The sequence below is a fragment of the Longicatena sp. 210702-DFI.1.196 genome, from assembly GCF_020563125.1.
Classification (GTDB): domain Bacteria; phylum Bacillota_I; class Bacilli_A; order Erysipelotrichales; family Erysipelotrichaceae; genus Longicatena; species Longicatena caecimuris.
This window is the reverse complement of the sequence record NZ_JAJCPX010000006.1, coordinates 21,079-44,729: the sequence shown is the minus strand read 5'-3', so window position 1 is coordinate 44,729 and position 23,651 is coordinate 21,079. Positions and strand designations below refer to the sequence as shown.

The 23,651-nt window shown below is 37.9% G+C and carries 27 protein-coding genes; 1 reads left to right on the top strand and 26 read right to left on the bottom strand.

The window, feature by feature from the left end:
• Positions 1 to 51: 51 nt before the first annotated feature.
• From LI241_RS04375 to LI241_RS04355, 5 genes are all read right to left on the bottom strand, one after another.
• On the bottom strand, positions 52 to 543 hold the full coding sequence (locus LI241_RS04375) for a hypothetical protein (protein ID WP_008688853.1): 492 nt from the start codon (positions 541 to 543) through the stop codon (positions 52 to 54).
• A gap of 232 nt (positions 544 to 775) precedes the next feature.
• On the bottom strand, positions 776 to 1,024 hold the full coding sequence (locus LI241_RS04370) for a helix-turn-helix transcriptional regulator (protein WP_008688854.1): 249 nt from the start codon (positions 1,022 to 1,024) through the stop codon (positions 776 to 778).
• Positions 1,017 to 2,798 (bottom strand): excinuclease ABC subunit UvrC, encoded by a 1,782-nt coding sequence (gene uvrC, locus LI241_RS04365; protein ID WP_008688856.1) that lies wholly within the window; start codon positions 2,796 to 2,798, stop codon positions 1,017 to 1,019. The genes LI241_RS04370 and uvrC overlap by 8 nt, the downstream gene beginning before the upstream one ends.
• A gap of 4 nt (positions 2,799 to 2,802) precedes the next feature.
• Positions 2,803 to 5,130, bottom strand: a complete 2,328-nt coding sequence (locus tag LI241_RS04360; protein ID WP_008688859.1) for an endonuclease MutS2 — start codon at positions 5,128 to 5,130, stop codon at positions 2,803 to 2,805.
• Positions 5,127 to 5,786, bottom strand: coding sequence for a CvpA family protein (locus LI241_RS04355; RefSeq protein ID WP_008688861.1), 660 nt, complete (start codon positions 5,784 to 5,786; stop codon positions 5,127 to 5,129). Before LI241_RS04355 ends, LI241_RS04360 begins: the two co-directional genes overlap by 4 nt.
• Positions 5,787 to 6,079: 293 nt before the next feature.
• Here LI241_RS04355 and rnhC point away from each other — a divergent pair, with 293 nt between their 5' ends.
• Positions 6,080 to 6,973: a ribonuclease HIII gene (gene rnhC, locus LI241_RS04350; protein ID WP_008688863.1), complete on the top strand. Its 894-nt coding sequence runs from the start codon at positions 6,080 to 6,082 to the stop codon at positions 6,971 to 6,973.
• A gap of 183 nt (positions 6,974 to 7,156) precedes the next feature.
• On the opposite strand, the gene LI241_RS04345 is transcribed toward rnhC, so the two are convergent.
• The 21 genes from LI241_RS04345 to LI241_RS04245 form a co-directional block, all read right to left on the bottom strand.
• Positions 7,157 to 7,312 (bottom strand): hypothetical protein, encoded by a 156-nt coding sequence (locus LI241_RS04345; RefSeq protein WP_008688865.1) that lies wholly within the window; start codon positions 7,310 to 7,312, stop codon positions 7,157 to 7,159.
• Positions 7,313 to 7,540: 228 nt separating this feature from the next.
• Positions 7,541 to 8,026: a dCMP deaminase family protein gene (locus tag LI241_RS04340; protein WP_008688867.1), complete on the bottom strand. Its 486-nt coding sequence runs from the start codon at positions 8,024 to 8,026 to the stop codon at positions 7,541 to 7,543.
• Between the two features lie 5 nt (positions 8,027 to 8,031).
• Positions 8,032 to 9,276 carry a rhomboid family intramembrane serine protease gene (locus LI241_RS04335; RefSeq protein WP_008688869.1) on the bottom strand — a complete coding sequence of 415 codons (1,245 nt, stop codon included), beginning with the start codon at positions 9,274 to 9,276 and terminating at the stop codon, positions 8,032 to 8,034.
• Between the two features lie 4 nt (positions 9,277 to 9,280).
• Entirely contained in the window at positions 9,281 to 10,198 is a 918-nt protein-coding gene (locus tag LI241_RS04330; RefSeq protein WP_008688870.1) for an RluA family pseudouridine synthase, read from the bottom strand.
• Positions 10,186 to 10,665, bottom strand: coding sequence for a signal peptidase II (lspA, locus tag LI241_RS04325; RefSeq protein ID WP_008688872.1), 480 nt, complete (start codon positions 10,663 to 10,665; stop codon positions 10,186 to 10,188). The genes LI241_RS04330 and lspA overlap by 13 nt, the downstream gene beginning before the upstream one ends.
• Positions 10,666 to 11,086: 421 nt before the next feature.
• Positions 11,087 to 11,842, bottom strand: coding sequence for a hypothetical protein (locus tag LI241_RS04320; RefSeq protein ID WP_008688874.1), 756 nt, complete (start codon positions 11,840 to 11,842; stop codon positions 11,087 to 11,089).
• A gap of 63 nt (positions 11,843 to 11,905) precedes the next feature.
• Positions 11,906 to 12,289, bottom strand: coding sequence for a DUF2812 domain-containing protein (locus LI241_RS04315; protein ID WP_008688875.1), 384 nt, complete (start codon positions 12,287 to 12,289; stop codon positions 11,906 to 11,908).
• The gene (locus tag LI241_RS04310; RefSeq protein ID WP_008688877.1) at positions 12,286 to 12,615 is read right to left on the bottom strand and encodes a PadR family transcriptional regulator; all 330 of its coding nucleotides are present in this window, start codon (positions 12,613 to 12,615) and stop codon (positions 12,286 to 12,288) included. The genes LI241_RS04315 and LI241_RS04310 overlap by 4 nt, the downstream gene beginning before the upstream one ends.
• Before the next feature lie 92 nt (positions 12,616 to 12,707).
• Positions 12,708 to 13,265 carry a GNAT family N-acetyltransferase gene (locus LI241_RS04305; RefSeq protein ID WP_008688878.1) on the bottom strand — a complete coding sequence of 186 codons (558 nt, stop codon included), beginning with the start codon at positions 13,263 to 13,265 and terminating at the stop codon, positions 12,708 to 12,710.
• A gap of 107 nt (positions 13,266 to 13,372) precedes the next feature.
• The gene (locus LI241_RS04300) at positions 13,373 to 13,834 is read right to left on the bottom strand and encodes a hypothetical protein (protein ID WP_008688879.1); all 462 of its coding nucleotides are present in this window, start codon (positions 13,832 to 13,834) and stop codon (positions 13,373 to 13,375) included.
• 4 nt (positions 13,835 to 13,838) lie between these two features.
• Entirely contained in the window at positions 13,839 to 14,834 is a 996-nt protein-coding gene (locus LI241_RS04295) for a DUF1700 domain-containing protein (protein WP_008688880.1), read from the bottom strand.
• Entirely contained in the window at positions 14,821 to 15,150 is a 330-nt protein-coding gene (locus LI241_RS04290; protein WP_008979005.1) for a PadR family transcriptional regulator, read from the bottom strand. The genes LI241_RS04295 and LI241_RS04290 overlap by 14 nt, the downstream gene beginning before the upstream one ends.
• Before the next feature lie 217 nt (positions 15,151 to 15,367).
• A complete protein-coding gene (locus LI241_RS04285) occupies positions 15,368 to 16,084 on the bottom strand; it encodes a C39 family peptidase (RefSeq protein WP_008688882.1) in 717 nt (238 codons plus the stop codon).
• A 265-nt stretch (positions 16,085 to 16,349) separates the two neighbouring features.
• Positions 16,350 to 16,865 (bottom strand): deoxyuridine 5'-triphosphate nucleotidohydrolase, encoded by a 516-nt coding sequence (locus tag LI241_RS04280; protein ID WP_008688883.1) that lies wholly within the window; start codon positions 16,863 to 16,865, stop codon positions 16,350 to 16,352.
• A 313-nt stretch (positions 16,866 to 17,178) separates the two neighbouring features.
• Positions 17,179 to 19,026 (bottom strand): ABC transporter ATP-binding protein, encoded by a 1,848-nt coding sequence (locus tag LI241_RS04275; RefSeq protein ID WP_008688884.1) that lies wholly within the window; start codon positions 19,024 to 19,026, stop codon positions 17,179 to 17,181.
• Complete coding sequence (locus LI241_RS04270) at positions 18,995 to 20,806, bottom strand: ABC transporter ATP-binding protein (protein WP_227151026.1); 1,812 nt, start codon at positions 20,804 to 20,806, stop codon at positions 18,995 to 18,997. Before LI241_RS04270 ends, LI241_RS04275 begins: the two co-directional genes overlap by 32 nt.
• Positions 20,807 to 20,870: 64 nt before the next feature.
• Positions 20,871 to 21,137 carry a TIGR03905 family TSCPD domain-containing protein gene (locus tag LI241_RS04265; protein WP_008688889.1) on the bottom strand — a complete coding sequence of 89 codons (267 nt, stop codon included), beginning with the start codon at positions 21,135 to 21,137 and terminating at the stop codon, positions 20,871 to 20,873.
• A 17-nt stretch (positions 21,138 to 21,154) separates the two neighbouring features.
• The gene (locus LI241_RS04260) at positions 21,155 to 21,649 is read right to left on the bottom strand and encodes a Gx transporter family protein (protein WP_017144630.1); all 495 of its coding nucleotides are present in this window, start codon (positions 21,647 to 21,649) and stop codon (positions 21,155 to 21,157) included.
• Positions 21,649 to 22,029, bottom strand: a complete 381-nt coding sequence (locus LI241_RS04255) for a NusG domain II-containing protein (protein ID WP_008688891.1) — start codon at positions 22,027 to 22,029, stop codon at positions 21,649 to 21,651. Before LI241_RS04255 ends, LI241_RS04260 begins: the two co-directional genes overlap by 1 nt.
• 456 nt (positions 22,030 to 22,485) lie before the next feature.
• Complete coding sequence (locus tag LI241_RS04250; protein ID WP_008688893.1) at positions 22,486 to 22,905, bottom strand: FMN-binding protein; 420 nt, start codon at positions 22,903 to 22,905, stop codon at positions 22,486 to 22,488.
• A gap of 190 nt (positions 22,906 to 23,095) precedes the next feature.
• Positions 23,096 to 23,515 carry a hypothetical protein gene (locus LI241_RS04245; RefSeq protein WP_008688894.1) on the bottom strand — a complete coding sequence of 140 codons (420 nt, stop codon included), beginning with the start codon at positions 23,513 to 23,515 and terminating at the stop codon, positions 23,096 to 23,098.
• Positions 23,516 to 23,651: the final 136 nt, after the last annotated feature.

The following is a 23,651-nucleotide window of genomic DNA, read 5'->3' as shown; positions in this document are numbered from 1 at the left end:
CAAATAGCTTTTCATCATTCCCCATAGTAGACGTTTCCATATTATAATCATTTACAACAATGTTTGGAAATGAAGTTTTAAGAAAACACGTCCATTATGATACCACAAACAGCTGCCAATGATTTCCCAATGGAAAAGAATAGGTTCTAATTGCCAGTAGGCTACATCATAAATGAGCGCACGCAAATTTAGATGACGCCAATATAAAGTATTCGTGATATTTTCACAGCGATAATACGTAGATGGAGTCTTTTCAGCAGTAGTATATGCAAGTCGAAACTGCCATAAGTCTTTTACCATGGATTGTTCTTCTAACCATGTGATCATAGGAGCATATTTCTGTAAATACGTATGTAGTTGTATAGCTATTTCATCCTTTGTTAACAGCTGCTGGCATTGATGCTGTTTGACTTTTTCATAATTTTTTAAGATCATGTTGCGAAAATACAAATAAACCTGTCGTGTTCGTTGTACCTCATGACATATATAACGGTATTGCATCGCATTGACATGCAATGGGTATGTGATAATTCTTTCAGCCATAACATCACTTCCCTTCACTGATGTATACGATATGACAAGGGTAAATCATGAAAAGCGAAAGATATTTCATAGTCCATTATAAAAAATTAAACCATTTTACATTTTTATTATTCTAGCAAACATGTGCAGCGTCTTTTTATGTAACTTGCTCTTATACCATGCCTGTTACCTTATTGGTAATGAAGAAAAGGCAGATTCCATATGTGTCATCATCTGCCTTTTGCAAGCATATCTACAGCTGCAATTCACCTAATTTCAGCAGCTCCACAACCGCCTGTGCACGTCCCTTTACGCCAAGTTTTAACATGACGTTGGAAATATGATTGCGCACTGTCTTGTCTGAAATTCCCATACGTTTGGCAATTTCTCTTGTACTGTAGTTCGCGATAAGAAGTTCAAATACTTCTTTCTCTCTTGGAGTCAGTATATTTTGCGTAAGCAGCCCCCCTATACATTTCCTACCTATCTTTATGTTATGCATCACTTTCAATTTGGTCTGTGCTATGCAAAATATTAAAGATATTTTGTGCTACCTTTCGCGGGACAACCTGCGCAATCTCATCTACATCAGCTTCTTTTAAACGCTTTAAAGATTTAAAATGTTTCCAAATTTCTTTTTTTCGTACTTCTCCGATACCTTCTACTTCATCTAAAATTGATTTCGTCATCGCTTTTCCTCGTAATTTGCGATGATAACTGATTGCAAAGCGGTGAACTTCATCCTGCATTTGTGTCAATAAGAAAAACAAAGAACTGTCACGTTCTACCGGAAGAATTTCACCTTCCGCATTCATCAAATTTGCTGTTCTGTGATTGTCATTTTTTACCAGACCGCACAACGTAACAGGCACATCTAATGCTTCGATAATTTCTTTTGCCGCCTCTATCTGTAAATAGCCTCCATCGACAATCAATAAATCCGGAAAACGTCCTTTTTCTTTTAATAAACGAAAATAACGACGATACACAACTTCCTTCATTGAGTCCAAATCAGATACATATTCGCCTAAACGATAGGTGCGATAATCCTGTCGTGATGGTTCTCCATCTTTAAAGACTACCATGCCGCTAACATTAAATGCACCCGATATATGTGAGTTATCGAATAATTCAATGCGATGAATATCTTGATGTAATAATTGACATAATTGCTGCATCGCCTCTTCACGTCGGCTTTCTTTTCGTTCAACTAATTCAAATTTCTGTTGATGCGCGTTTTTAGCATTTGCCAAAACCATTTCCACCAGTTTCAGTTTATCACCACGTAGCGGCTGTAAGATTTTTGCTTCGCTTAATATTTCTTGTAAGTGTTCTATTTCATATTCCTTTGGTAACAGTATTTCCTGAGGCAATGGATTCTTTGTATAATACTGCAGGATAAAAGAAATAAAGGCATCCTGGGGCTGTTCATATAATGGTTGTATTGATAATTCACGTTCTAAGAGTTTCCCTCCACGCACAAAGAATCCTTGAATGGAAATATACCCTTTATCGACATAATACCCAAACACATCTCGATCCTTATGATCTTTAAAATCAATCTGCTGTTTCGCTGTCACATGCTCAATGGCATGAATCAGATTTAATTTTTCTTGCGCCTTTTCAAATGCCAGTTCTTCACTTGCCTGCTGCATGTCGGCTTTTAACTGTGTCAGGATTTCTTTAACATCACCCTTTAAAAATTTACGGATTCCATTTGCCATATCGGCATACACCTTTTCATCTATCGCTTGTTCACATGGTGCCAGACATTGTCCCATATGATAATAAAGACAGGCTTTCTTAGGCAGATGGCGACATTTCCGTAAGGGGTATAATTGATTTAACAGTTTCATTGTTTCCCAAGCCGCACCACTATCAGGAAAAGGGCCAAAGTATTCAGCTTTGCGGTCTTTGGTATTTCGCACGACACGCAAAATCGGTGCCTTTTCCTTGGTCAATTTAATATAAGGATAGGTCTTATCATCCATAAACATGATGTTGTAAGGCGGAGTGTGTTTCTTAATCAGATTAATTTCCAATAACAATGCTTCTTTTTCACTACCGGTGACAATATATTCAAAATCATCAATATTGGCTACCAATCTAGTCGTCTTAAAATCGTGCGCACCGACAAAATACTGTCGTACACGATTTTTCAGCTTTTTTGCTTTACCGACATAGATAATATCCCCATCTATATTTTTCATCAGATAACAGCCGGGCAGTGCTGGCAGAATGGCCAGTTTATCTTGTATCTTTGCCATATTTGCCATTTCGTTACTTTCCTTTCTGTTTCAATTTTACAACTGTTGCACCTAAGCCGCCTTCCCCTTGGCCGCCCATCGTATAGCTTTCCACTTGAGGATTATGTTTCAGATAATCATGCACGCCCTTACGCAGCTTTCCTGTTCCCATACCATGAATGATGCGCACCTGATATACCTTAGCCAATAACGCATTATCTAAATATTTATCGATGATTGGTATTGCCTCTGCTACACGCATACCAATGACATTACATTCCATAGAGAAAGATGTGATACTGCTTTTTGTATAGCCCTTCGTTTTCTTTTTAACGATCTTACGTTTTTCATGTGTGATGTCCTTCGTGGTCGTATTCATTTTCATACCATTTGCTAATACACACACTTTATCTTTATTCATGGAGATGATCTCACCATAATAATTTAACTTTTTCAACTTAACATAATCGCCGACGGCAAAGACTTCATCACTTTCTTCCACTAATTCTTCATCGTCTATTTGCAGCTTACGCATAGCGGATTTCAGTTCTGTAATCTCATGTGGCTTGGCGTTTGCTTTCATTTGTTTCAATTCTTCTAATAACAGCTCAGCTTCTTCCTGTACTTCATCCAATTTCTTTTTAGCATCCGCTTTCACCTGCTCCAACAACTGTTCTTTTTCCTTTTCAAACTTACTTTTTTGCGTAGCTAATGTTTCTTGTAACAAACGTACATCTTGTAGCCGTTGTTCCATTTTTTGTTTCTTTTCCTCAACTTCCATCGTAAGCTGTTCCAGCTTTTCCATTGCAATATCATTTACACTGGCTTGTTCATCCTTGCGACGTTTGGCATCTGCAATGATACGCTTACTTAAGCCATAACGTTCTGCGATAGCAAAAGCGTTAGATTGACCGCTGATACCTTCGATATAACGATATGTCGGACGTAATGCTTCCATATCAAACTCCACACTGGATACCAGCATATCTTCCTTACCGGCTGCATAGCTCTTTAAAGCAGAATAATGTGTTGTGGCGATGATGGTGGCTCTGCGTCTGGATAGTTCTTCTAAAATAGCTACGGCTAATGGCTCTCCTTCTTTGGGGTCTGTGCCATTGCCTAATTCATCTAGTAACACTAAAGAATTCGCATCTGCTTTATGACATATAGCCGCTAATTGTGATATATGAGAAGAGAATGTTGATAGTGATTCCGCAATAGATTGATCATCGCCAATATTCACATATACCCCATTGAAAACAGGTATGATGGCCTCTTGTGCACTTACGGCCATTCCACACATTGTCATAACTACAAATAAACCAATGGTTTTTAAGGTGACAGTCTTTCCTCCAGTATTACTACCGGTGATCAATAAACTGCGATATGGTTCTTTGATCTCATACGTGTTGGCTACTACATATTGTTCATCGATGAGCGGATGTTTTGCCTGCTTTAAATATAAATGGTGATGCTGATTGTCCAATTGAGCGATACAGCCATTTTTTTCTTTTGCCCATAAGGCCTTAGAAAAAATGACATCCAATAGGGCAAAGGTTTCTAAGTTACCTTCTAATGCATGGGCAACCGTTTTAACCTTCTGACTCAAGGCAAAGAGAATACGAGCAATTTCTTCTTGTTCCCGACTTTTTAAACTAGCCAAACGATTATTTAATATTAATAGTGATTTCGGCTCTATATATGCCGTTTGCCCAGATGCACTTTCTCCATGTATAAAGCCATCTACACTGTTTTTCTCACTTATCTTAACCAACACACAAATACGATCATTGCGCATGGTTGTGATGGTATCCATCAATTGTGTGCTATGAGAGGCAATAAAGCGTTGTGCTTCTTTACTAATTTCTCCTTCACACATGCGAATGGATTTTCGGATACTTTTTAATTCACCACTTGCTTGATCCATGACCTCACAGCTACTGGAAATACATGTCTCAATGGCATTAGCTACAGGCATAGGCTGGTCAAATGAAGCAATCAATTCTTTTAAGCGCGGTGTTTCTACCTCACTCGCTTTAAAATACGAAACGACATGTTCTACCGCCCGAATACTGTCCGCAATTTGGCGTAATTCTAAGCATGAAAGGGTTCGGTTTCGTCGGGCATTTTCGATAGCATTTCCTATATCGTGTACCCCCTGAAAAGGAAGATTTCCATAACGGTATACTAAAGTTAATGCTTCTTGTGTTCTTGTTAATTCTCGCCTTACCCACAGCTCTTCAAAACGTGGGGAAAGCTGTCGAATTTTTTGTTTTCCCAGGGAAAAGGAACAATGACGTATGATTTGTTCCTTGACCGCATCTAATTCTAATTCTTCATAACGCTCTTTCATATGTTTCATCGTAATGCCCCTAAGATGGCATCTACACTCTCCTTATCTAACTCTATATCCAGCAGCCATTGTTTAAGTTGCTGTTTTTCATCTTCCTTCAAAGGTTTTATGGATTCTGTTTGTTCATGGAATACCGGCACTTGCAATAACGGTTTTTCAACGAGTTTCCATATTGCCGTACACACTGGCTGACAATACTGTAACACAGATTCTTGCACATAACGTTTTCCTTCATGCACGAACGGAAATGTTAAAAACAAGGCGCACACACTAACTAACAAGATTCCCTGCACACCACCTAATATCAATCCACACCATCTGTTTAGTGTTGATACAACAGGAATCATGTCAGCAAGCTTTGCAATTGGCTTTAACAACAATAAGATGACTTCAAATACCGCGAATAAAATGGCGAATAGTAACAAACGATTCATCGAATCATAGAAAACACCTTCTACTATCGTCCCTTGTAACGGTATTTGATCTTTCGGATATAATGCCAATATGCTAGAGACCGGATCACTTGCCATCCATGCCAGCCAGCCTACAACGAAAAAGCCGAGGATACTGATCAATTTCCATAAAAAGCCTTGTTTATAACCACTGTATAGAAACAATAGCATGACTATGACGACAACAACGTTAATAATCATGATCTCATACATTGACATCCATCCTTTCCGTTGTATTATTTTACCACATTTGCATCGAAAATGCTTAAGAAAACCTCAAGGATAAGGGCATATATTCTAGGATATGACACAAATTGTTGTTCATGCCTGGTAATTATCTGCAATTCAGATGAGTAAACCATCAAAATATCGTTTGTTTAGAAAAGTAAGAAAAATCTTTTTTCTTTGTATGCTATTCTTTATGAAACAGATTTGTTAAAACTTCTGCTTTTCTTCATAATTGCTCCATGGTAAAATAAAGAATACTATGAGAAGGAGTGATTTTCATGAGTACTAGGACCATTACGATGTCAGATGCACAAATAAAGGCTTTAGCGAAACAATTAGAAAAAGGTGAAAAACGTAAGACTCCTCCTTATGCCCAATTTCAGATAAAAACAAGTGACTGTATCATTACGGCATATACATCAGGAAAAGTCGAGTTTCAAGGAGAGGGTGCTGACTTTTATGCAGATGCATACGATAAAAAGTCCTCGCAACCATCCGATCAACCACAAAATCCCCATACCGAATGGTATCCGCAGTGTGGCAGTGATGAAGTCGGTACCGGAGATTATTTTGGACCTATCACGGTTTGTGCAACCTATGTAAAAAAAGAGGATGTTCCTTTTTTACGTGAGCTTGGCATACAGGATTCCAAAGCCGTTACGGATGAACGTATTCGTGAATTAGGCCCTATCTTATGTGAACGTTTAACCTATAGTCTTTTAGTATTAGATAACGCCAAATATAATGCTATCCATCCCCAATACAATATGGTAGCTATTAAATCAAGACTGCATAATCAAGCATATGTACACTTACGAAGAAAACTAGGCAGTCTTCCTTCCTTATGCATCATTGATCAATTTGTACAGGCGAAATCTTATTATCGTTATTTACACGATGTAGAGGAAGTGGTGCATACTATCCATTTTGAAACAAAGGCCGAAAATAAGTATCTCAGTGTTGCTGCCGGTTCCATCATTGCCCGTTACGCTTTTTTACAGGCATTTGATGCTATGTGTCAACATTATGAATTTCCCTTTGTCAAAGGAGCTGGAAGTAAAGTGGATCAGGCAATACGTGCTTTTGTAAAACAATATGGAAAAGCAGAATTGGCAAATGTCGGGAAACTTCATTTTGCGAATACCAAAAAAGCGTTCCCTGATTATTTATAAAGTTTTGCTAGGAACCTCCTACACTGGATAAACCAGTGAAGGAGGTTCTTTTCTGTTATCCGCCTAAAAGCTTTTTCACACCAATCCTACGCAATAAAACAGCCGATGTCTTCTAACGACAATATCTTCCATAATCTTTCCACGAGCCAGAAAAAAACTACAGCGTTAACTGTAGTGTAGTGATTAGAAATGCCAAATATGGGCAGCGATAAGGAATGCCACTAAAAGGATTGCAAGCACAATACGACCAATATTATAACTTTTCGCATACTTGTAAAGGTCATAGCGTTTGCCTTCTTCTTCCAGAGCCTTCACTTGTTTTCTTACGGATGCTTTCATAAGAAGACTCCTTTCTAAGAGAATTGCTCATTCCCTTTCTTCACCTTTATCATATGCTATCTTATACCATCTGTCAATGCATTTGTATCAAATTAATAATATTTATAAGAATAATAAGAAATCCATTCTCCTTCCCTATGGGCATACGGATTCATTTCTAAAGATACTGTTATTTTCCTATTCTTTTAAAAAAAAACGTGACTTATCATCACGTTTCTTTAAATACCTTTATTCGTTTTCCTCTTTTTGCACCTGCATCTGTATACGATATGGCAACTGATATAATTCCACTCCAGCAGCTCGCAACATCCGTTTGCTGGCAATGGTCGCATCGGTATCCGCATATTTATCGGATTCATAAACAATGCGGCTGATTCCGCTTTGAATGATTGCTTTTGCACATTCATTACATGGGAATAAAGATACATAAATGCTACAGCCACGCAAATCATTTTTACTATTCAGAATAGCGTTTAATTCCGCATGAACGACATAAGGATACTTAGTAGCACCAAAGTCTCCTTCCCGATCCCAGGGAAATTCATCATCACTACATCCATTAGGAAAGCCATTATAACCAATGCTTACAACGCGATGTTCGCCGCTGACAATCACAGCGCCAACTTGTGTGCTGGGATCTTTGCTACGCATAGCACTCAAATGTGCCAAACCCATAAAATACTCATCCCAACTTAATACGTCCATTCTTTTCATAACCATTACTCCAATCTATATTGTTTATTATAACACGACTTTAAATACCGTGCATAGCCATCCATAGGTGTATGTGTAAAGATTTGAATAATTTCTTGGTCCATCTCCGGCTGCAATGGTGTTACCGTTTGAATGGAAAGCCCTAGCACACATAAACTCACAAATAATAAAGAGGTAGCTGCTTTCGCATGTGTGCGTAATTTTGGCCATTTTTTATTTTTAACAAAAGACATTGTTATGACCATACCAAACACCATCCCCCCCAGATTTCCTAAAAAGGACATGCCCGGCAGTAACCAGACAAATATATCGAACAGCAGAACCTTCAAAACCATATAACGTATCATTGGCAAATGATAGCTGCCATTCCCGAAAACACTTGCAATATAAGCCCCACTAATGCCCCAGATACCTGAACTGATGCCATAAGCGATAGCATTGCCATTGCCAATCAACATACAGACATAACCAGTGAAAATAGAACCGATCAATACCGCGAGATATTGTCCTTTAGTAAACAATGGTTCACACAGTTTTCCTATTTGATATAACGCATACATGGAAAATAACAAAACAATGATATCTGCATGTAAAAAGCCAGCGCTTAATAAACGCCAATATTCATGTGCCGCGACCACATTCATCTTATAATACGCACCCGCGGCAATCCATGAAGCGATACTGCCCTTTGTAGCCATACTGATGATATAATTAACAAGCGCATATAGCACACAAAAAGCCATGACCGTAATCGTGATATCCGGACGCAAGGAACGCTTGACTTTCGCAATGAACTTTTTTTGTTGAAGAATTTGGGTTTCTTCTATTGAACGTGCCAACCGCGCCATTTCTTCTTTAGGATCTTCTACATCGTGCACGACCTCTGCCAGATTGCGAAACGTTTGTAAGATCATAATATCACTGACACTATGAGGGCCAACACGAATCTGTTTTATAAAAGGATTATCCAATAAGAAACAATCCGGACATGTATTCAATAAAAGAAGATGTCCTTCGCGATGAATCATATCTAATATCTTACGATGTACATTACGCAGATAGGCAATATTTTCATCTACTTTTTCCATACGCTGTGAGCTGATGCGAATCACTGGATACTGTTCCTGTTTTGGATTAGCCAGCCACAGATCTTCTTTATACTGATCCACGCGCACAACTTGATATTGATATGCCGTAATCAGATAATGCATGATCTGATAAGCATAAATATCATATTTGGAAATCTCCATATCCTCACCTCTGTTGACTGCGCAGTTCTTCTAAAATGTCCGCGAACTGTTTAGGAAGTTCTGCTTCAACTGTTATTTTCTCATTCGTTGTAGGATGAACAAAGGTCAATTGATGGGCATGTAATAGCTGTCCTTGTGTTTGCATAGTTTTACGATATGAGTATTTCTCATCACCGACAACCGGATGCTTAATGTATTGCATGTGGACACGTATTTGATGTGTTCTACCTGTTTCTAATCGGCATTCCACAAGTGTATAGTGGGCAAAACGCTCTATGACCTTAAAATGGGTACGAGCATCCTTGGCATTGGTGGCCGTTACTGCCATTTTCTGGCGATCCTTCACATCTCTTCCAATCGGTGCATCAATCGTACCAAAATCATGTTCAATAACGCCATGAACAAGCGCATAATACAGACGATTTACCGTTTTATTTTGAAGCTGCTTACTTAAAGCTGTATGTGCTTTATCATTTTTGGCGACAATCAATAGCCCTGTTGTATCCTTATCGATACGATGGACAATACCGGGGCGCAAGACACCATTTATACCGGATAAATCTTTACAATGATACAGCAATCCATTGACTAATGTTCCCGTCTGATTGCCTACTGCCGGATGAACGACCATACCTTTTGGCTTATTGATGACAATTACATCATGGTCTTCATAACGAATATCCAAATCCATCTGTTCAGGTTTCGCTTCCATTTCTATCTCATCACAAAATACTGCCGTTATATGATCTTTAGGTTTTATTTTGTAATTTGCCTTACAAGCATTACCATTCACACAGACAATGCCCTCTTGCAACAGCTGCTGAACACGACTACGTGATAAATCATCTTCCTTTTCACTAATATATTTATCAATGCGTTGAAAAGCCTCTTCTTCTGTTACGATTACATCTATTTCTCGCATTTTTTCACACCTCCAAAACGCTCCTCTAAAAAGACAGATACCAGAATCAAAAAGACTCCGACGCACAATGCGATATCGGCCACATTAAATACAGGAAAATCATATCCTAAGATTACAAAGTCTAAGAAATCACGTACATGCTGGAAACATAGGCGGTCAATAAAATTCCCAAGAGTACCTGCCATCATTAAGACTAATCCATACTTTGTTAACGCATCCTTTTTCTCCGCACAATAATAGAAATATCCCATCACAATGAGAGCAATGACTGTCACAATCATGAAAAATCCCATTTTCCCTTCAAACATGCTCCAAGCTGCCCCCGTATTATGCAAATACGTAATACGGAAAAATCCCGGAATCAACGTTATACTATCTCCTATCTGCATATTTATATCAAGTAGCCATTTGCTAAGCTGATCTAACAATACGACACTTACAAACAGCAAAATATGTTTCACTTTCATCTTTTTCACCCTTCTTGCTTATTCAAGCGCAATCGAAATTATTATACCAAGATTTACGCAGTCATACAAATAGTTAACTTGTTTTTCTTACATTTTTTATGTAAAACAATATAAAAAGCGAATATGCAGCATGTAAATAAGGAACATGAAAAAGAATATTCGTGCTTTTAATATGAATAACTTGAAAAAAGCTGCCTGTCAGCAGCTTTTATGATACTTTTTACAAAAGAATGGTAAATCGGTAATTAGGAAAGTTTATAAATAAGGAGGATGAACTGACACGTTCATTCGTTAGGAAATCTTTTATAAAAAGCATTTCGCAGATTTAGTATTAAATCTTGTCTATACTATAACATGATGTTACATACTTTTCAAGTATTATTTACATTATTTTGCATTTTATTTCTGAAACAAATTTACATTAACCACTTTTCTTTACAGCTTCCGCAAACAATGCTTGCACAAATTCATTTGATAGTTCTTTTTGTTCTTCACTATACGTATAAACGATGAAATCACCTTTTACATAAATTGCAGTATCTGCATTCTTATATATTTGCATATCCCCTAGCTGTTCTTTCTGCAAATGTGGTGCATCTGCACCTAATTGATCTAAAATATCTTTACGAACATCTTCTTTCCATAAACTATGCTCAAGCAGATACAAACGAGTCAGCCATGTTTTCTCTTGTGCCATAAAACTACTTTCTTTTTGCGAAAAAATAATGGAATTATCTGTCAATGTCATACCTGGCTCATATTGATATCCCTGCTCTACCATATACTCTTTCACCATCGTGTTCATTGCCTCTAAGGTTGTGTTCGCACGTGCTTTATAATAAGCAGAGATAAGATTGCTGCCCATTAACACACAAGTGAGAATAAGAGCAAACAATGCCGCAAATATGCGTGACAAACGTTTTCCAGAAGCTTCCCATAGCGATTTTAATAAAAGCAGTAAGCTTAATAAAATAAGTATGCTGCAAAAGACAACTATTGGTAAAAAAAGAAGCAACGTACAAAAGAAAGCACATGTACATAAGATTACAAAATAGGATCGCAGCTGTATGCTCCACAAGGTAAAGGACGTTTTTTTAAACATTCGCCATTGAATAAAAGGATAACTTACACTCAACCAGATCATGCCAATTAATATCTGTGTAAAACCGACGCTCATTAAACTAATCCTGTATACAACATGATCATAATACTGAAAAACACTTAGCAAGCCGATGATGATCTAAAGCAAACCAACTATAAGATTTCCCCAATTCAGCCATCTTCCTGCTTTGTTCAATTGTTGATATGTTATTTCATCATCACCACGGATTGGTATTTCCATATCCTCATCACTGCCAAAAACACTCAACAAACTGTTTCCGGCAACATACGCATAGCCATATTCTTCAATCATATCGTGAAACTGCGCATTCTTGCTTGCATCACGGCTCATATTAAAGTCAACATAATATGTATGCTTGGGCTGTTTTTTCTTAGTGAAGATAAAAATATAGCCAAATATGGAATCTAATGCCCAACCTTTTTTTGCCATCTGGCGTAAGTAGGTTTCTAATACCTTATATTCACAAATATTGAAATACAAAAAAGCATAGCGAGTTTTCATAAGGAATCTCCTTTCTGCAACTTTAAACCAATTTCTCCTTCTTTTAGCATTGTCTCTAGACGCTGATGTTCTTCCATCAGCATCACTTTTCCTTTCTCGGTAATCTGATAAATACGTTTACGCCCTTCCAGCATGACTTCATCAATCAGCTCTTCACTTTCAAACTTTGATAAAATAGCATACAGTGTACCGGGAACTAAACGGACACGCCCTTGTGTTAAATCTCTTACAAATTCTGTGATTTCAATACCGCATTTTGGTGTCATTAACGCAATCAGTGTATAATACATCGGTTCCGTTAATGTATCCAACTGTTTCTTCGGCATGTTCTCACCTCCAATATCGTTTAACGATATTCCCTTCATTTTTAGTATAATATCGTTAAACGATATTGTCAGCCAAAAAAAAGCAGAACGTCTCATGTTCTGCTCTTGCATTCTGCTTGATATAATCTTAGATATTCCTGTTTTAAGATGCGCATCATGATAAAATCATGATATTTGAAATCATAATAATAGCTTTCTTCATAGATGCCTTCCTGTTGAAAACCAACCCGTTTATAAAATTGTAAGGCTTCTGTGTTGAAATCAACGACACCGATTGCCAAACGATGCAAATGAAGATAGCCAAAGGCATATGCAAACATCAATTCCACAACTTGCTTTCCATAGCCTTTATGTTGCTGGGCAGCATAGGGAAGGATGATAGAAAAATCACTGCAACCATTATCCGGATCCATCCGCAAAAAGCCGGTTTCTCCAATCACTTCATCGCTATCTTTTTTCACCACGCTAAACCAGATACTGTCACTTCGCTGCTTGTTTAAACTTTGCTGTATTTGCAACAAGCTTTTACTGCGTTTTTCTCCGATCTTCCCACGCGTAAGTGCATCGTTATTCCAAGTATAAAAGAAAGCTGCATCTTCCTCTTGCTGAGGTCGTAGGTAAATATCTTTATGTTCAAGAAATTTTGTCATGTTCATAGGTCCTTTCTTCATTTCTTTTTATGTTACCTATGATCGTACAGTGCTCCTCATCTCAATACCTCCTCGTCTTTTTTTTATTTCATACGCTATGAACATTTTTAATTCTGGTAAAATTGCAAATGTTTCCGTGTCGCTTCATTGCATGTGATGCGAATTGCAAAGCAAGCATCAAAACTGTAAATTTCATGCTTTTTCAAACCATCAATGACCTTTTGAAAAGTTTCCCATCCCTCATGAAAGGATGTAATATGCGCATGATCGGCATAGCTGAAATACAAAGAAGTTCGTTCATTGCGAAATGCAATCGTTTCTGCATAATTCAGTTGGATGACGTTGTCTTTTACCGTATCATCAATATGAATATCATAAGACATACCATCGTCAAAATACAGTTTTACATCTTCCTTGCCAATGGTGATTTCATCACTCAATGAATTTTGTTCAATTTCCTCGCTACTTGCATCAACAAAACGAAAATCACGTAATTCAAAGATTAACGTAGTGACACCCGCAGCTAATAATGTCATCCCAATGATAAAGGATACTAGAAAACGTTTCATTTCATTACCCCCTTTTCCATAATACACGATACATGGCAGTAAGGAAGGCACTTACTAAAATAATACCACCGATAACGATGAAGTAAGCGCCAAACAAGGTCAGTCCTTCTAAACTTAAGATGACCATTGCGCCAAGGGCACAACATAATCCCACCATGATACCGATGACTGGTATCATCATCAAACAGAAGAAAATTTTCATAAGCACAGAAACCAGACTGCCAACGCCTTCACCTATACTATCACTTTCCCGATGAACGGATTGATATTGATCTTGTTCAAATTCAGCTTGTTCTTTGTCCTCTTGTTTCTGATAAGGATGTTCTTGATACTGTTCTTTCTGATAACTAGCATCTTTTGTTTCATCATAGATGGTGTCTTGGGCATGTGAGCGATTCATTTTATGCACACTATCTTTAAAATCATCAAAGACTGATTTACTATTAGGATTTTTTTGACGGTAACGTTGTACACGTTTGCCAATCAGATTAACGAAAACAACAATAAACAGTACAATATAAGCAATACTGATGATCAATTCCCAAATATGTGCTAATACATTACCTATTCCAAAGCCGATCAATGAATGTAAGAGTTCATAACCTAAACTTGATACCAACGCAAACGGAATACGTAAAATAAGCAATAAAATTAAAATCGTTAATATTTCAAAAACCAAACGCACAACATCTTCAACATCTAAGGATGTAAATGATCCTAAGAAACGTTGGAAGCCTTCAAACAAATCATCCATAAAGCTGTTAAACTTATGATCAAAACTGTTATTCACTTGTTTGGTATTGATTTTATAAGCATCCAGAATTTCATTCACCAATTCATCAATATCCCCAAAATCTTCAATTGCCTCAGCTTCCGTTTTCCCTTCCTGTACCTTCATTTCAATATGCGTGCGATATTCATCTATGATATCTCTGCGTTCGCGTTCATTAATGACCTGTAGTTTACGGTCTAAAATGCGAAGAAACTCATCTTTCGTCATACGTTTCACTCTCCTTAATAAAGTTATTCACGGTTTCATGGAAGGCATTCCACTCTTTAAGCAATAATCTTCCACGTTCTTTTCCTAAGCTTGTGATGCGATAATATTTGCGCGGAGGTCCTTCGCTCGATTCTACCAGATATGTTTCAAAGTAATGTTCATTGGTCAAACGTTTTAACAAAGGATAGATTGTTCCTTCATTAACATCTATTACCTTGCTGACCTCAGATACCAATTCATAGCCATACATGTCTTTTTTATAAACCGACAATAAGACGATCAGTTCCAATACCCCTTTCTTAAACTGGGTGTTCACTGGCATCACCTCCTACTATTATGATATACCTACTACTTGGTATTGTCAAATACTAAATTTAATTTAATACTAAGTATTACCTATAAGTAAAGAACTATGACAATAGTGAGTACACATATTTAAAAAGAAAAAAAGGAAGTAAGAAATCATTGATGGATGATTTTAAACTTCCTATTTGTCTGTGATTGAGTAAAATCGTTACAATTTTCTAAGAACTTTACTTTTTACTAAAATACCAGCATGCTTCTATTTGATCATCAAAAGTTTCAAAATCCCAAAGGACATTGCTGCGAATGATGCTGTTAGGATCCTTTACTTTGATTTTTCCTTTTTCAATACCGCTTAACACAATGTAATGCCCATTTGTTGTGAACACACCTTTGCCCATACTACAGATAATAGGATATCCTTGTTTTAAACGTAAATAAATACTACCTTTATCCGTACCCATAACATGTGCCTTCACTCCAAAAGCACTACCGCCTTCACTAATCAAATCCCAACTACTGCCAATGCCATTCACATAATAATGATGTTTTTTAGCATACTGAGCATCCGTATACGGCGTGATATCCGTTCTATTCGTTAAACCTGCTATCACCATCGTTAAAGCAGTAGGTCCACAACCGGTAGCTCCTAAAAAAGCATCTCCATACTGACCATATCCCCAACGTTTATCCCACTGTAATAAAAGTGGTATTTCCCCTTTTGTTACTTGACCAATCGTATCCGATATCACTTTATCCTTTTGCTGGGGATAATTGGCGACAAAGCCAAGTGTTTCAAAATTCACATACAACATTTGAAATAAAATTGCAGGATATGTCTGCGGATGCTCAATAATGGGAGCCAGTCGCTGATCTAGCATGGCATATAGTTCTAATTTGGCTTTTACCTTGTCTTCCAATTTATATGCTTTAGGAAAATGGGCCATAGGATACGCTGCTCGCTCTTTTTTATCTGTAGTGGATGGTATATGTGTACTACATCCGATACAAAGGATGCATAAAAAAGTGATGAAAGCTATCTACATGAGGTTTCTCATACTGTACTGCCTTTCTGCTTCTTATGTAAAAATAATATTGCGTTATTTGCCTAAAATAATTTTACCTTTTTTCATCTTGTAATACAAGTCTAGCCTTTTTTATACCTAAACTACCAAATTCAATAAAAAAACAACAGATATGCTTACCTGCTGCTTATTGTGTATTGGTACTACCAAAGCCTCCATTACGTTTTGCTGCGACCTCATCATCCTCTGTAATACCAAATGGCAAGAAGATTCCCTGTAAAAATCCTTCTCCTTGTTTCATATACAAGGTTTTATCTTCCTTAGCATCATTGGTTATTTTCGCGAAAATATGTCCTTCATTATCTGAATAAAAATAATCGCTATCTACGATACCAACGGTATTGTTTAATTGCAGACGATATTTAAACCCCAGCGAACTTCTTGGATATAAAGATAAAACCCATCCTTCCTGCATTTCAGCACGTATTCCTGTTGGAATCTTAATCGTTTCCCTAGGATGTAGGGTGAAACTGATAGGAGCATAAAAATCATAGCCGGCAGAACCTGCTGTTGCTCGTTGTGGCAGCCTTAACGTGTCATAGATATTCTGAATTTCAACACTGTTACTGCCAGCAAAGGTGTCTTTCCAGTCCTTTTCAAATTGTTGAAAGCTTACTTTATGAAATTTCGCAATTCTTTGCATAGTCCTCTCACCTCATATTTTTACGTCTTAAATTATAACATACCTTGCGCTTGCTGTCAGTCAAAAAAGCATTCTAGCGCCTTGTTTGATAACGCAAAATGATACAATTTTATGATACTATATGATTCAAAAATTCAAAATAATCATTTGCTTCCTCATGGATATTGGCTTCTTTTGTAGCTTTCACCGCAATCCATGTGCTTTCATAATCAAGGATAATGAGAGGCAAGCGCTATCTTTAAATCCTTTGATCGTTATAATACTTCACGCAAAAAAGTCGTTTCTGCTACAAAACAGCAACGACTTTTATATTTTAGGTAGCCAAGCCATCCTCTCTATGAAGCAATACACGCTCTTTCTCTTCTTGGTATTGAACAGTATATAGTTTATGATAGTGCCCTCGCAGTGCCATCAATTCCGCATGGGTGCCCTGCTCAATAATGCGACCATGGGACAAGACAACAATGATGTCCGCATGCACAATGGTCGATAAACGATGGGCAACAACAAAACTGGTGCGCTTTTCTAATAGCTTTGTAATCGCATGTTGGATAGCTTTTTCACTTTCTGTGTCAATAGAACTAGTGGCTTCATCAAGAATAACAATACTTGGATTAGCCAAAATAGCTCTGGCAAAACTAATCAATTGCTTTTGTCCGGTCGATAATAAATCGCCGCCTTCCCCCACCTGACTTTCATAGCCTTTTTCCATCTTCATGATAAATTCATGGGCATGGATTTGTTTTGCAACAGCAATCACTTCGGCATCGCTTGCTTCCGGTCGGCCATAGCGAATATTATCGGCAATCGTTCCTGAGAATAAATTCGGTGTCTGCAGCACATATCCGATATGAGAATGCAGCCAGCCAACGCTGCGGTCGCGATAATCATGACCATCAATAGCAATATAGCCTTCTTTCGGTTCATAAAAACGACAAAGCAAATTCACAATCGTACTTTTCCCCGAACCGGTTTCCCCGACAAGGGCTACCATCTGCCCTTGTTTTACCTCTAAATTAAAGTCCTTTAAGATGGGCTCATTTGGAAGATAAGCAAAACTCACATGATGAAAAGCTACATCTCCTAACAATGGTTCATACGCTTCTTTATGCTCATCCAACAACGTTCCATAAATCTTTCTGACGCTTTCTTTATCCTGTATCGCAATTGGTTCTTCTAACAAGGCAACGACACGTTCCGCACTGGCTTGTGCCATTTGAATTTCTGCCAAGACTCTGGCAATTTGTTTCAACGGATCAAAAAATAATTGAGCATAATTGATAAACATCGCTAAGGTACCAAACTGAATCGTATGCAATAAAACTTGCTGTCCACCGATATAAAGCAGCATAGCGATCACTAAAGCACTGCATAAATATACGACAGGTTGAAAGATAGCATTGATACGCAAGGCAGACATGCTGTAACGTTTCATATCCGCTGTCTTTGTTTGAAATTCGCGAAAGTTCTGTTCTTCAATTGCCAAGGTCTTCGTTGTCTGCGCACCGTTAATGCCTTCGGCAAAAGCGGCTGTTATCTTGGAATTCGCTTTTCTAGACAATCGCTGTGCCTTTAATATCCTTCTTTGAAAATATAGTGATATTAGCCATAATAGCGGCACCATGATCAATACCGCTAAGGCCATTTGCCAATTCACGATCAGCATGACGATACTAATACCAATCATCACAAAAATGCCCCATACCACATCGACAAAAGCCCAAGCTAACGTTTCAGCCAAACGGGCCGTATCGGAAGTAATTCTTGCCATCAGCCAGCCATTGGCTGTTTTATCAAAATAAGAAAAGGTTTGGTTTTGCAGCTTTTCAAAACAAAGCAGGCGCAACTGCTTTCCATAATCACTTTCAACTCTTGCCGCAAATCGAAAGAAGAGATAAACTAACAGACATTGCAGGATGATCATGGCGGCATAGATTGCTATAAAATTGCCTAAACCTGCGGCACTATGTGCATCATCGACATACGTATTGATGGCATGACGATTTAACATGGGCATGATGACATCGCTGATAGCCAAGGCGATATTAAATAGGATTAAGAAAACTAAATGTTTTTTATGCTTCCATAAGAGCTGAAACACATATTTCCATGTATGCGCATCAAACACATCACTTTTGAATTCTTGTTCTTTCATCTCCATCGCTTTCACCTCCTTCATTTTGCAATTCATAAATACGTTTATAAAGACCTTCTTGTTGGATGAGTTGGGCATGCGTTCCCTGCTGTGTGATTTGACCATCCTCCAACACAATGATGAAATCTGCTTTTTTTGCAGAAGAAATACGATGGGTAATCATCAGCATAGTGAGTTCCTGCTGATAATCATCCAGAGCTTCTTGAATCATGCGATCGGTTTGTGTATCCAAAGCAGAAAGCGAATCATCGAGGATGATGATGGGACTTTTTGCCAACAAGCAGCGGGCAATGGCAACACGTTGTTTCTGTCCCCCGGATAAGGTAACACCTTTTTCCCCTACCATGGTTTCATAGCCTTCATCAAACTGTTCGATATCCTTATGGATACTTGCCATACTGGCAGCCTTATGCACATCACTGTGGCTTGCTTTTTCTGATGCCACATGAATATTTTCATAGATTGTTTTGGAAAACAAGAATGGCTCCTGTAAAACAATCTGAACATGACGACGCAGCCAGTTCTTAGAAATTTCCCTTAATTCCACACCATCAATGCGAATGCTTCCTTCATGGTATGCATAGATACCACTTAATAGCTGCACCAAGGAAGATTTACCGCTTCCCGTAGGTCCCATGATGGCAACCCGACTGCCTTTTGGTATTGTAAAACTGATATCCTTTAAGGTATCCTGCGCGCCATCTGCATAGCGAAAGCTTACATGCTCAAATTGAATGTTACCATGAATTTCGGGCGTATAACCACTGACAAGATCTTCACATGGCTCCTCCAATACTTCCTGCACACGTTTCACAGAAACACTCACCTTACCTAAATCAGATAAGATACGTCCAAGCTGTCGAAGTGGCCAAACAATGGTAGATTCATACATTAAAAAGACAAAGAACGTACCGGTCGTGATTTCTCCTTGCAAAGCCATGAAGATACCTCCAGCAATCATCAAAAGGATCTGCAGCTGTCCTAACAAATCGGTACTGCTCCAAAATAATGCAAGTGCATGCATCAAATCAAAATATTTTTTGGCGAATGCTTCATTGCTGGATGAAAATTTAGCAATCTCTCGTTTTTCCTGATGAAATGCTTTTACAACACGAACACCATTGAGATTTTCCTGCAATACTGTCGTCATTGTACTTTCCGCCAAATCACACTCTAAAAAGATCTTCTTAGCTTTTGAAAAGAAGATATTACTGGCTAACAGAATAAAAGGAATTAAACAAATCGACAATAAGGTTAGTTTTACACTGCGGCGAAATAAGATCAACGCAGCAATGGTCGCATTTAAAATAGCAAACAACATCTCGGATAGCTGGGTCGCAAAAAAGCGGCGAATGGTTTCAATATCAGAAGTGCTGCGCTGTATCAAGTCACCGCTGTCACGGCTTTTATGATAGGCAAAAGGCAGTTTTTGCAAATGATCATACATGGCGTTACGAATATTTAAAGCCAGTGTTTCTGCCACGTTGCCACTATGCAAACTGCGTCGATTGATGGCAAGCGCAACGATGATGTAAGCTGCCACGATCATACAAGACCAAATCCATAAATTATCCTGCAACACCTGCATACCCCCAAAAGCATCAACTAGATTTTGCAGAAACGCATTGTCAAATGGTACTCCCTGAATCACATTATCTACTACAAAGGATATTAACAAAGGTGCTAGCAACATACACAATGCATACAATGCCACATCCACTACCAATAACAATAGTTGATAACGATAAGGACGCATATACGTCCATAAAAATTTTATAGTTTTCATTTTCTCACCCCTTCGTGTACAAAAAAACAGGCGTCATGTGCCTGTCATGGTTAAAGGTTTCTTGTTAAATATCCATATTGTGCTGCTTTGCATATGCCTGCAAAGCCGTCGCAATCTGATCTGGACATGAGGTCGCCTTCATGCCACAGCGCACTCCATGGAAAGCCTCCATAACTTCACTGATCTTTTTATCTTTCAAAATGCGGGAAATTCCCAGTAAATTGCCGGCACAGCCACCAACGATCTTAACGTCACGAATAATATCGCCATCCATGGTAAATGTCATTTGCTGTGAGCATACTCCCTTTGGTCTATATACAAATGTTTCCATCTTTATGTCCTCCTTTTTTACCTTTGTAATCGTATTAACACTTGATTAGCAAGCAATGCCATACATAAGCCGGTTGGTATACCAAGCAAAATTAAGACAGGCAGAATGGCCTGCATAAAAAATTGCTGATATATATACGTAATCGCGATGACTTGTCCAATAGCATGAAAACTACTGCCGGCGACACTGACACCATAAATGCTCATCGGTGTATACCGCTTTGCGATAATGCATGCAACACAGCTTAATAACGTTCCACACAGGGACAACCAAAAACCTGTCCCAAATAGCACACCTCGCAATAAAGATGCCAATAAAACACGCATCAGATTTACTTCCAACATGACTTTTTCATCAAACAAGTACAAGGCTATCAAACCAACGATATTCGCTAAGCCCAGCTTAAAACCTGGAATAGGAACAGGAATGGGTATCATCGATTCAATCATGTGAAATAAGATGCTGATAGCAATCAACATGGTAATAGTCGTCATTTTCTTAGTTTTGCTCATCATTGAATCACCGTATCTATGTCTGCTTCCTCATCAGATGCAGAACGTATCTCTACAACAATATTATTCGGCAGACAGACGATTGGACGATTAACGTCATCCACCCATCCTTGGATAGAACAAAGATGATAAGGGGATGTTTCTTTTTCCACCCGCACTTTTTCATCCTTTACTTCTACCTTTACAGGTCCTAATGTACCTTTTACTTCATATACATGATCTAATGACAAACGTTTTTGTAATACCACTTTATCTTTATAACTGACGACGACTTCTTTCACGCTGCCTTGATTCTGATAGGCATACCATAACGAAGGGACATACAACAAGCATGAAATTACTACGATGAGTCCAATAAATATCTTATCTGCTTTGTTCATAAATTCCTCCATTATTTTATATTATACTCATAAGATTTCACATTTGCAATCGCTTTTTGTACAGCTGTTTATGATTATCATCGTATAGATTGCCCTTAATAGACTGTACCATTCTAAATAACGCTTAAAAATGATGCAGAATATGCAGGTAGAACATGGATAAAAAAGAAAATCACTTATTATATATCAAATCATCCTATGAAATTCCTTTTATTGAATTCCTTTATCACATATTAAAACCATCCAGTAATGAATATAAAGACACAGCTTCCTATTACGTGTATGAAAACTCTTATTTTAATGACTATCCTTATGCCAGGAATATAATCTAAATAGTGAAACAGTAACTTTAAATTCGGGCGATGTCATCGTTATTGCGAATGCCAGAATCAATAAGAAATAAACTTCCATGCTTGAAAAAAGTGATGCCCTATACAAATATAGGAGCATCACTTTTTATTTAGCATTTGCCTTAGCATCGGCGATTGCTTTTACAAACCCTTCAACACTAATGGTGCAGCCGCTGATAACATCTGCGTTAGCTGCCTTTCCATTATCTTTTAATTCCAACTTTTCAATACCATGTTTAGCTACGTAGTTTTCAAAGAATTTCACTTGTTCATTCCATTCTTTGCCAATACCGCTTGCTGTTTTCATATGATAGTCAGCGCCAAGTTCTTTTTTTGTCTTGTCTTTGTCTTTCGCGGTTTCATCAATGGAAACCTTACTGATTTTACCATCTTTTAAAGTTACTTTAGCCGTTGTCGTTTCCCCGTTTGCATTTGTATAAGTTCCTGTTCCCTCTTTCTGCTCGCTTTTTGCACAACCGCTCAACAGCATGCATACACCAAGCAGTAACACTGTTATTTTTTTCATTCTTTCGCATCCTTTCTGCTTAATTTTAGTGTTACCGCTTTTTGTGCAACCATACATCCTGCCATATGCGCTACTACCATAAAACTATAAACCTAGGCATTGTTTTAGTTTACGCATAAAGATAACATTATGAATTCGTTAAAAAAACAGATAGTCCAGTTTTATGAGAACTGTACTATCTGTCGGTTGTTTATTTCTTTGCTGCAGCTTCTGCATCTTTAGCTGCTTGCATCAGATTTGTGATGTTGATGGTGCATCCTGCCAATACATCGTCATTTTTAGGGTAGCCTTGATCTGTTAATTCGACCTTATCGATACCGTTTTTAACAATGTACTTTTCCAAGTATTCTACCTGTTCATTCCATTCTTTTTTGATTTTGCTGTGTGGCTTCATGTTGTAGTTAGCACCAAGCTCTTTTTTTGATTTGCCATCCTTTGTCTCATCTAATGTAATAGACTCAACTGCATCGCCTTTTACTGTGATTTTAGCACTTGCATAATCACCTTTGGCATCTTTTGCTGTTTCGGCAGATCCCGTTTTTGCTTCTTCGCTGCTACCGCACGCCGTCAGCATAAACAATGCTGCCAGTAATACTGTCAGTTTTTTCATGTTCATTATCTCCTTTTCTCTTTCTGGTAAATCGTTCATTACGACTTAGAAGAAATATTCCCTCTTTACCAAAGATATTTTAACAAAGGTAAGGATATACGTCAATTGATTTACTAACATTTTCACAAGCAAAAAT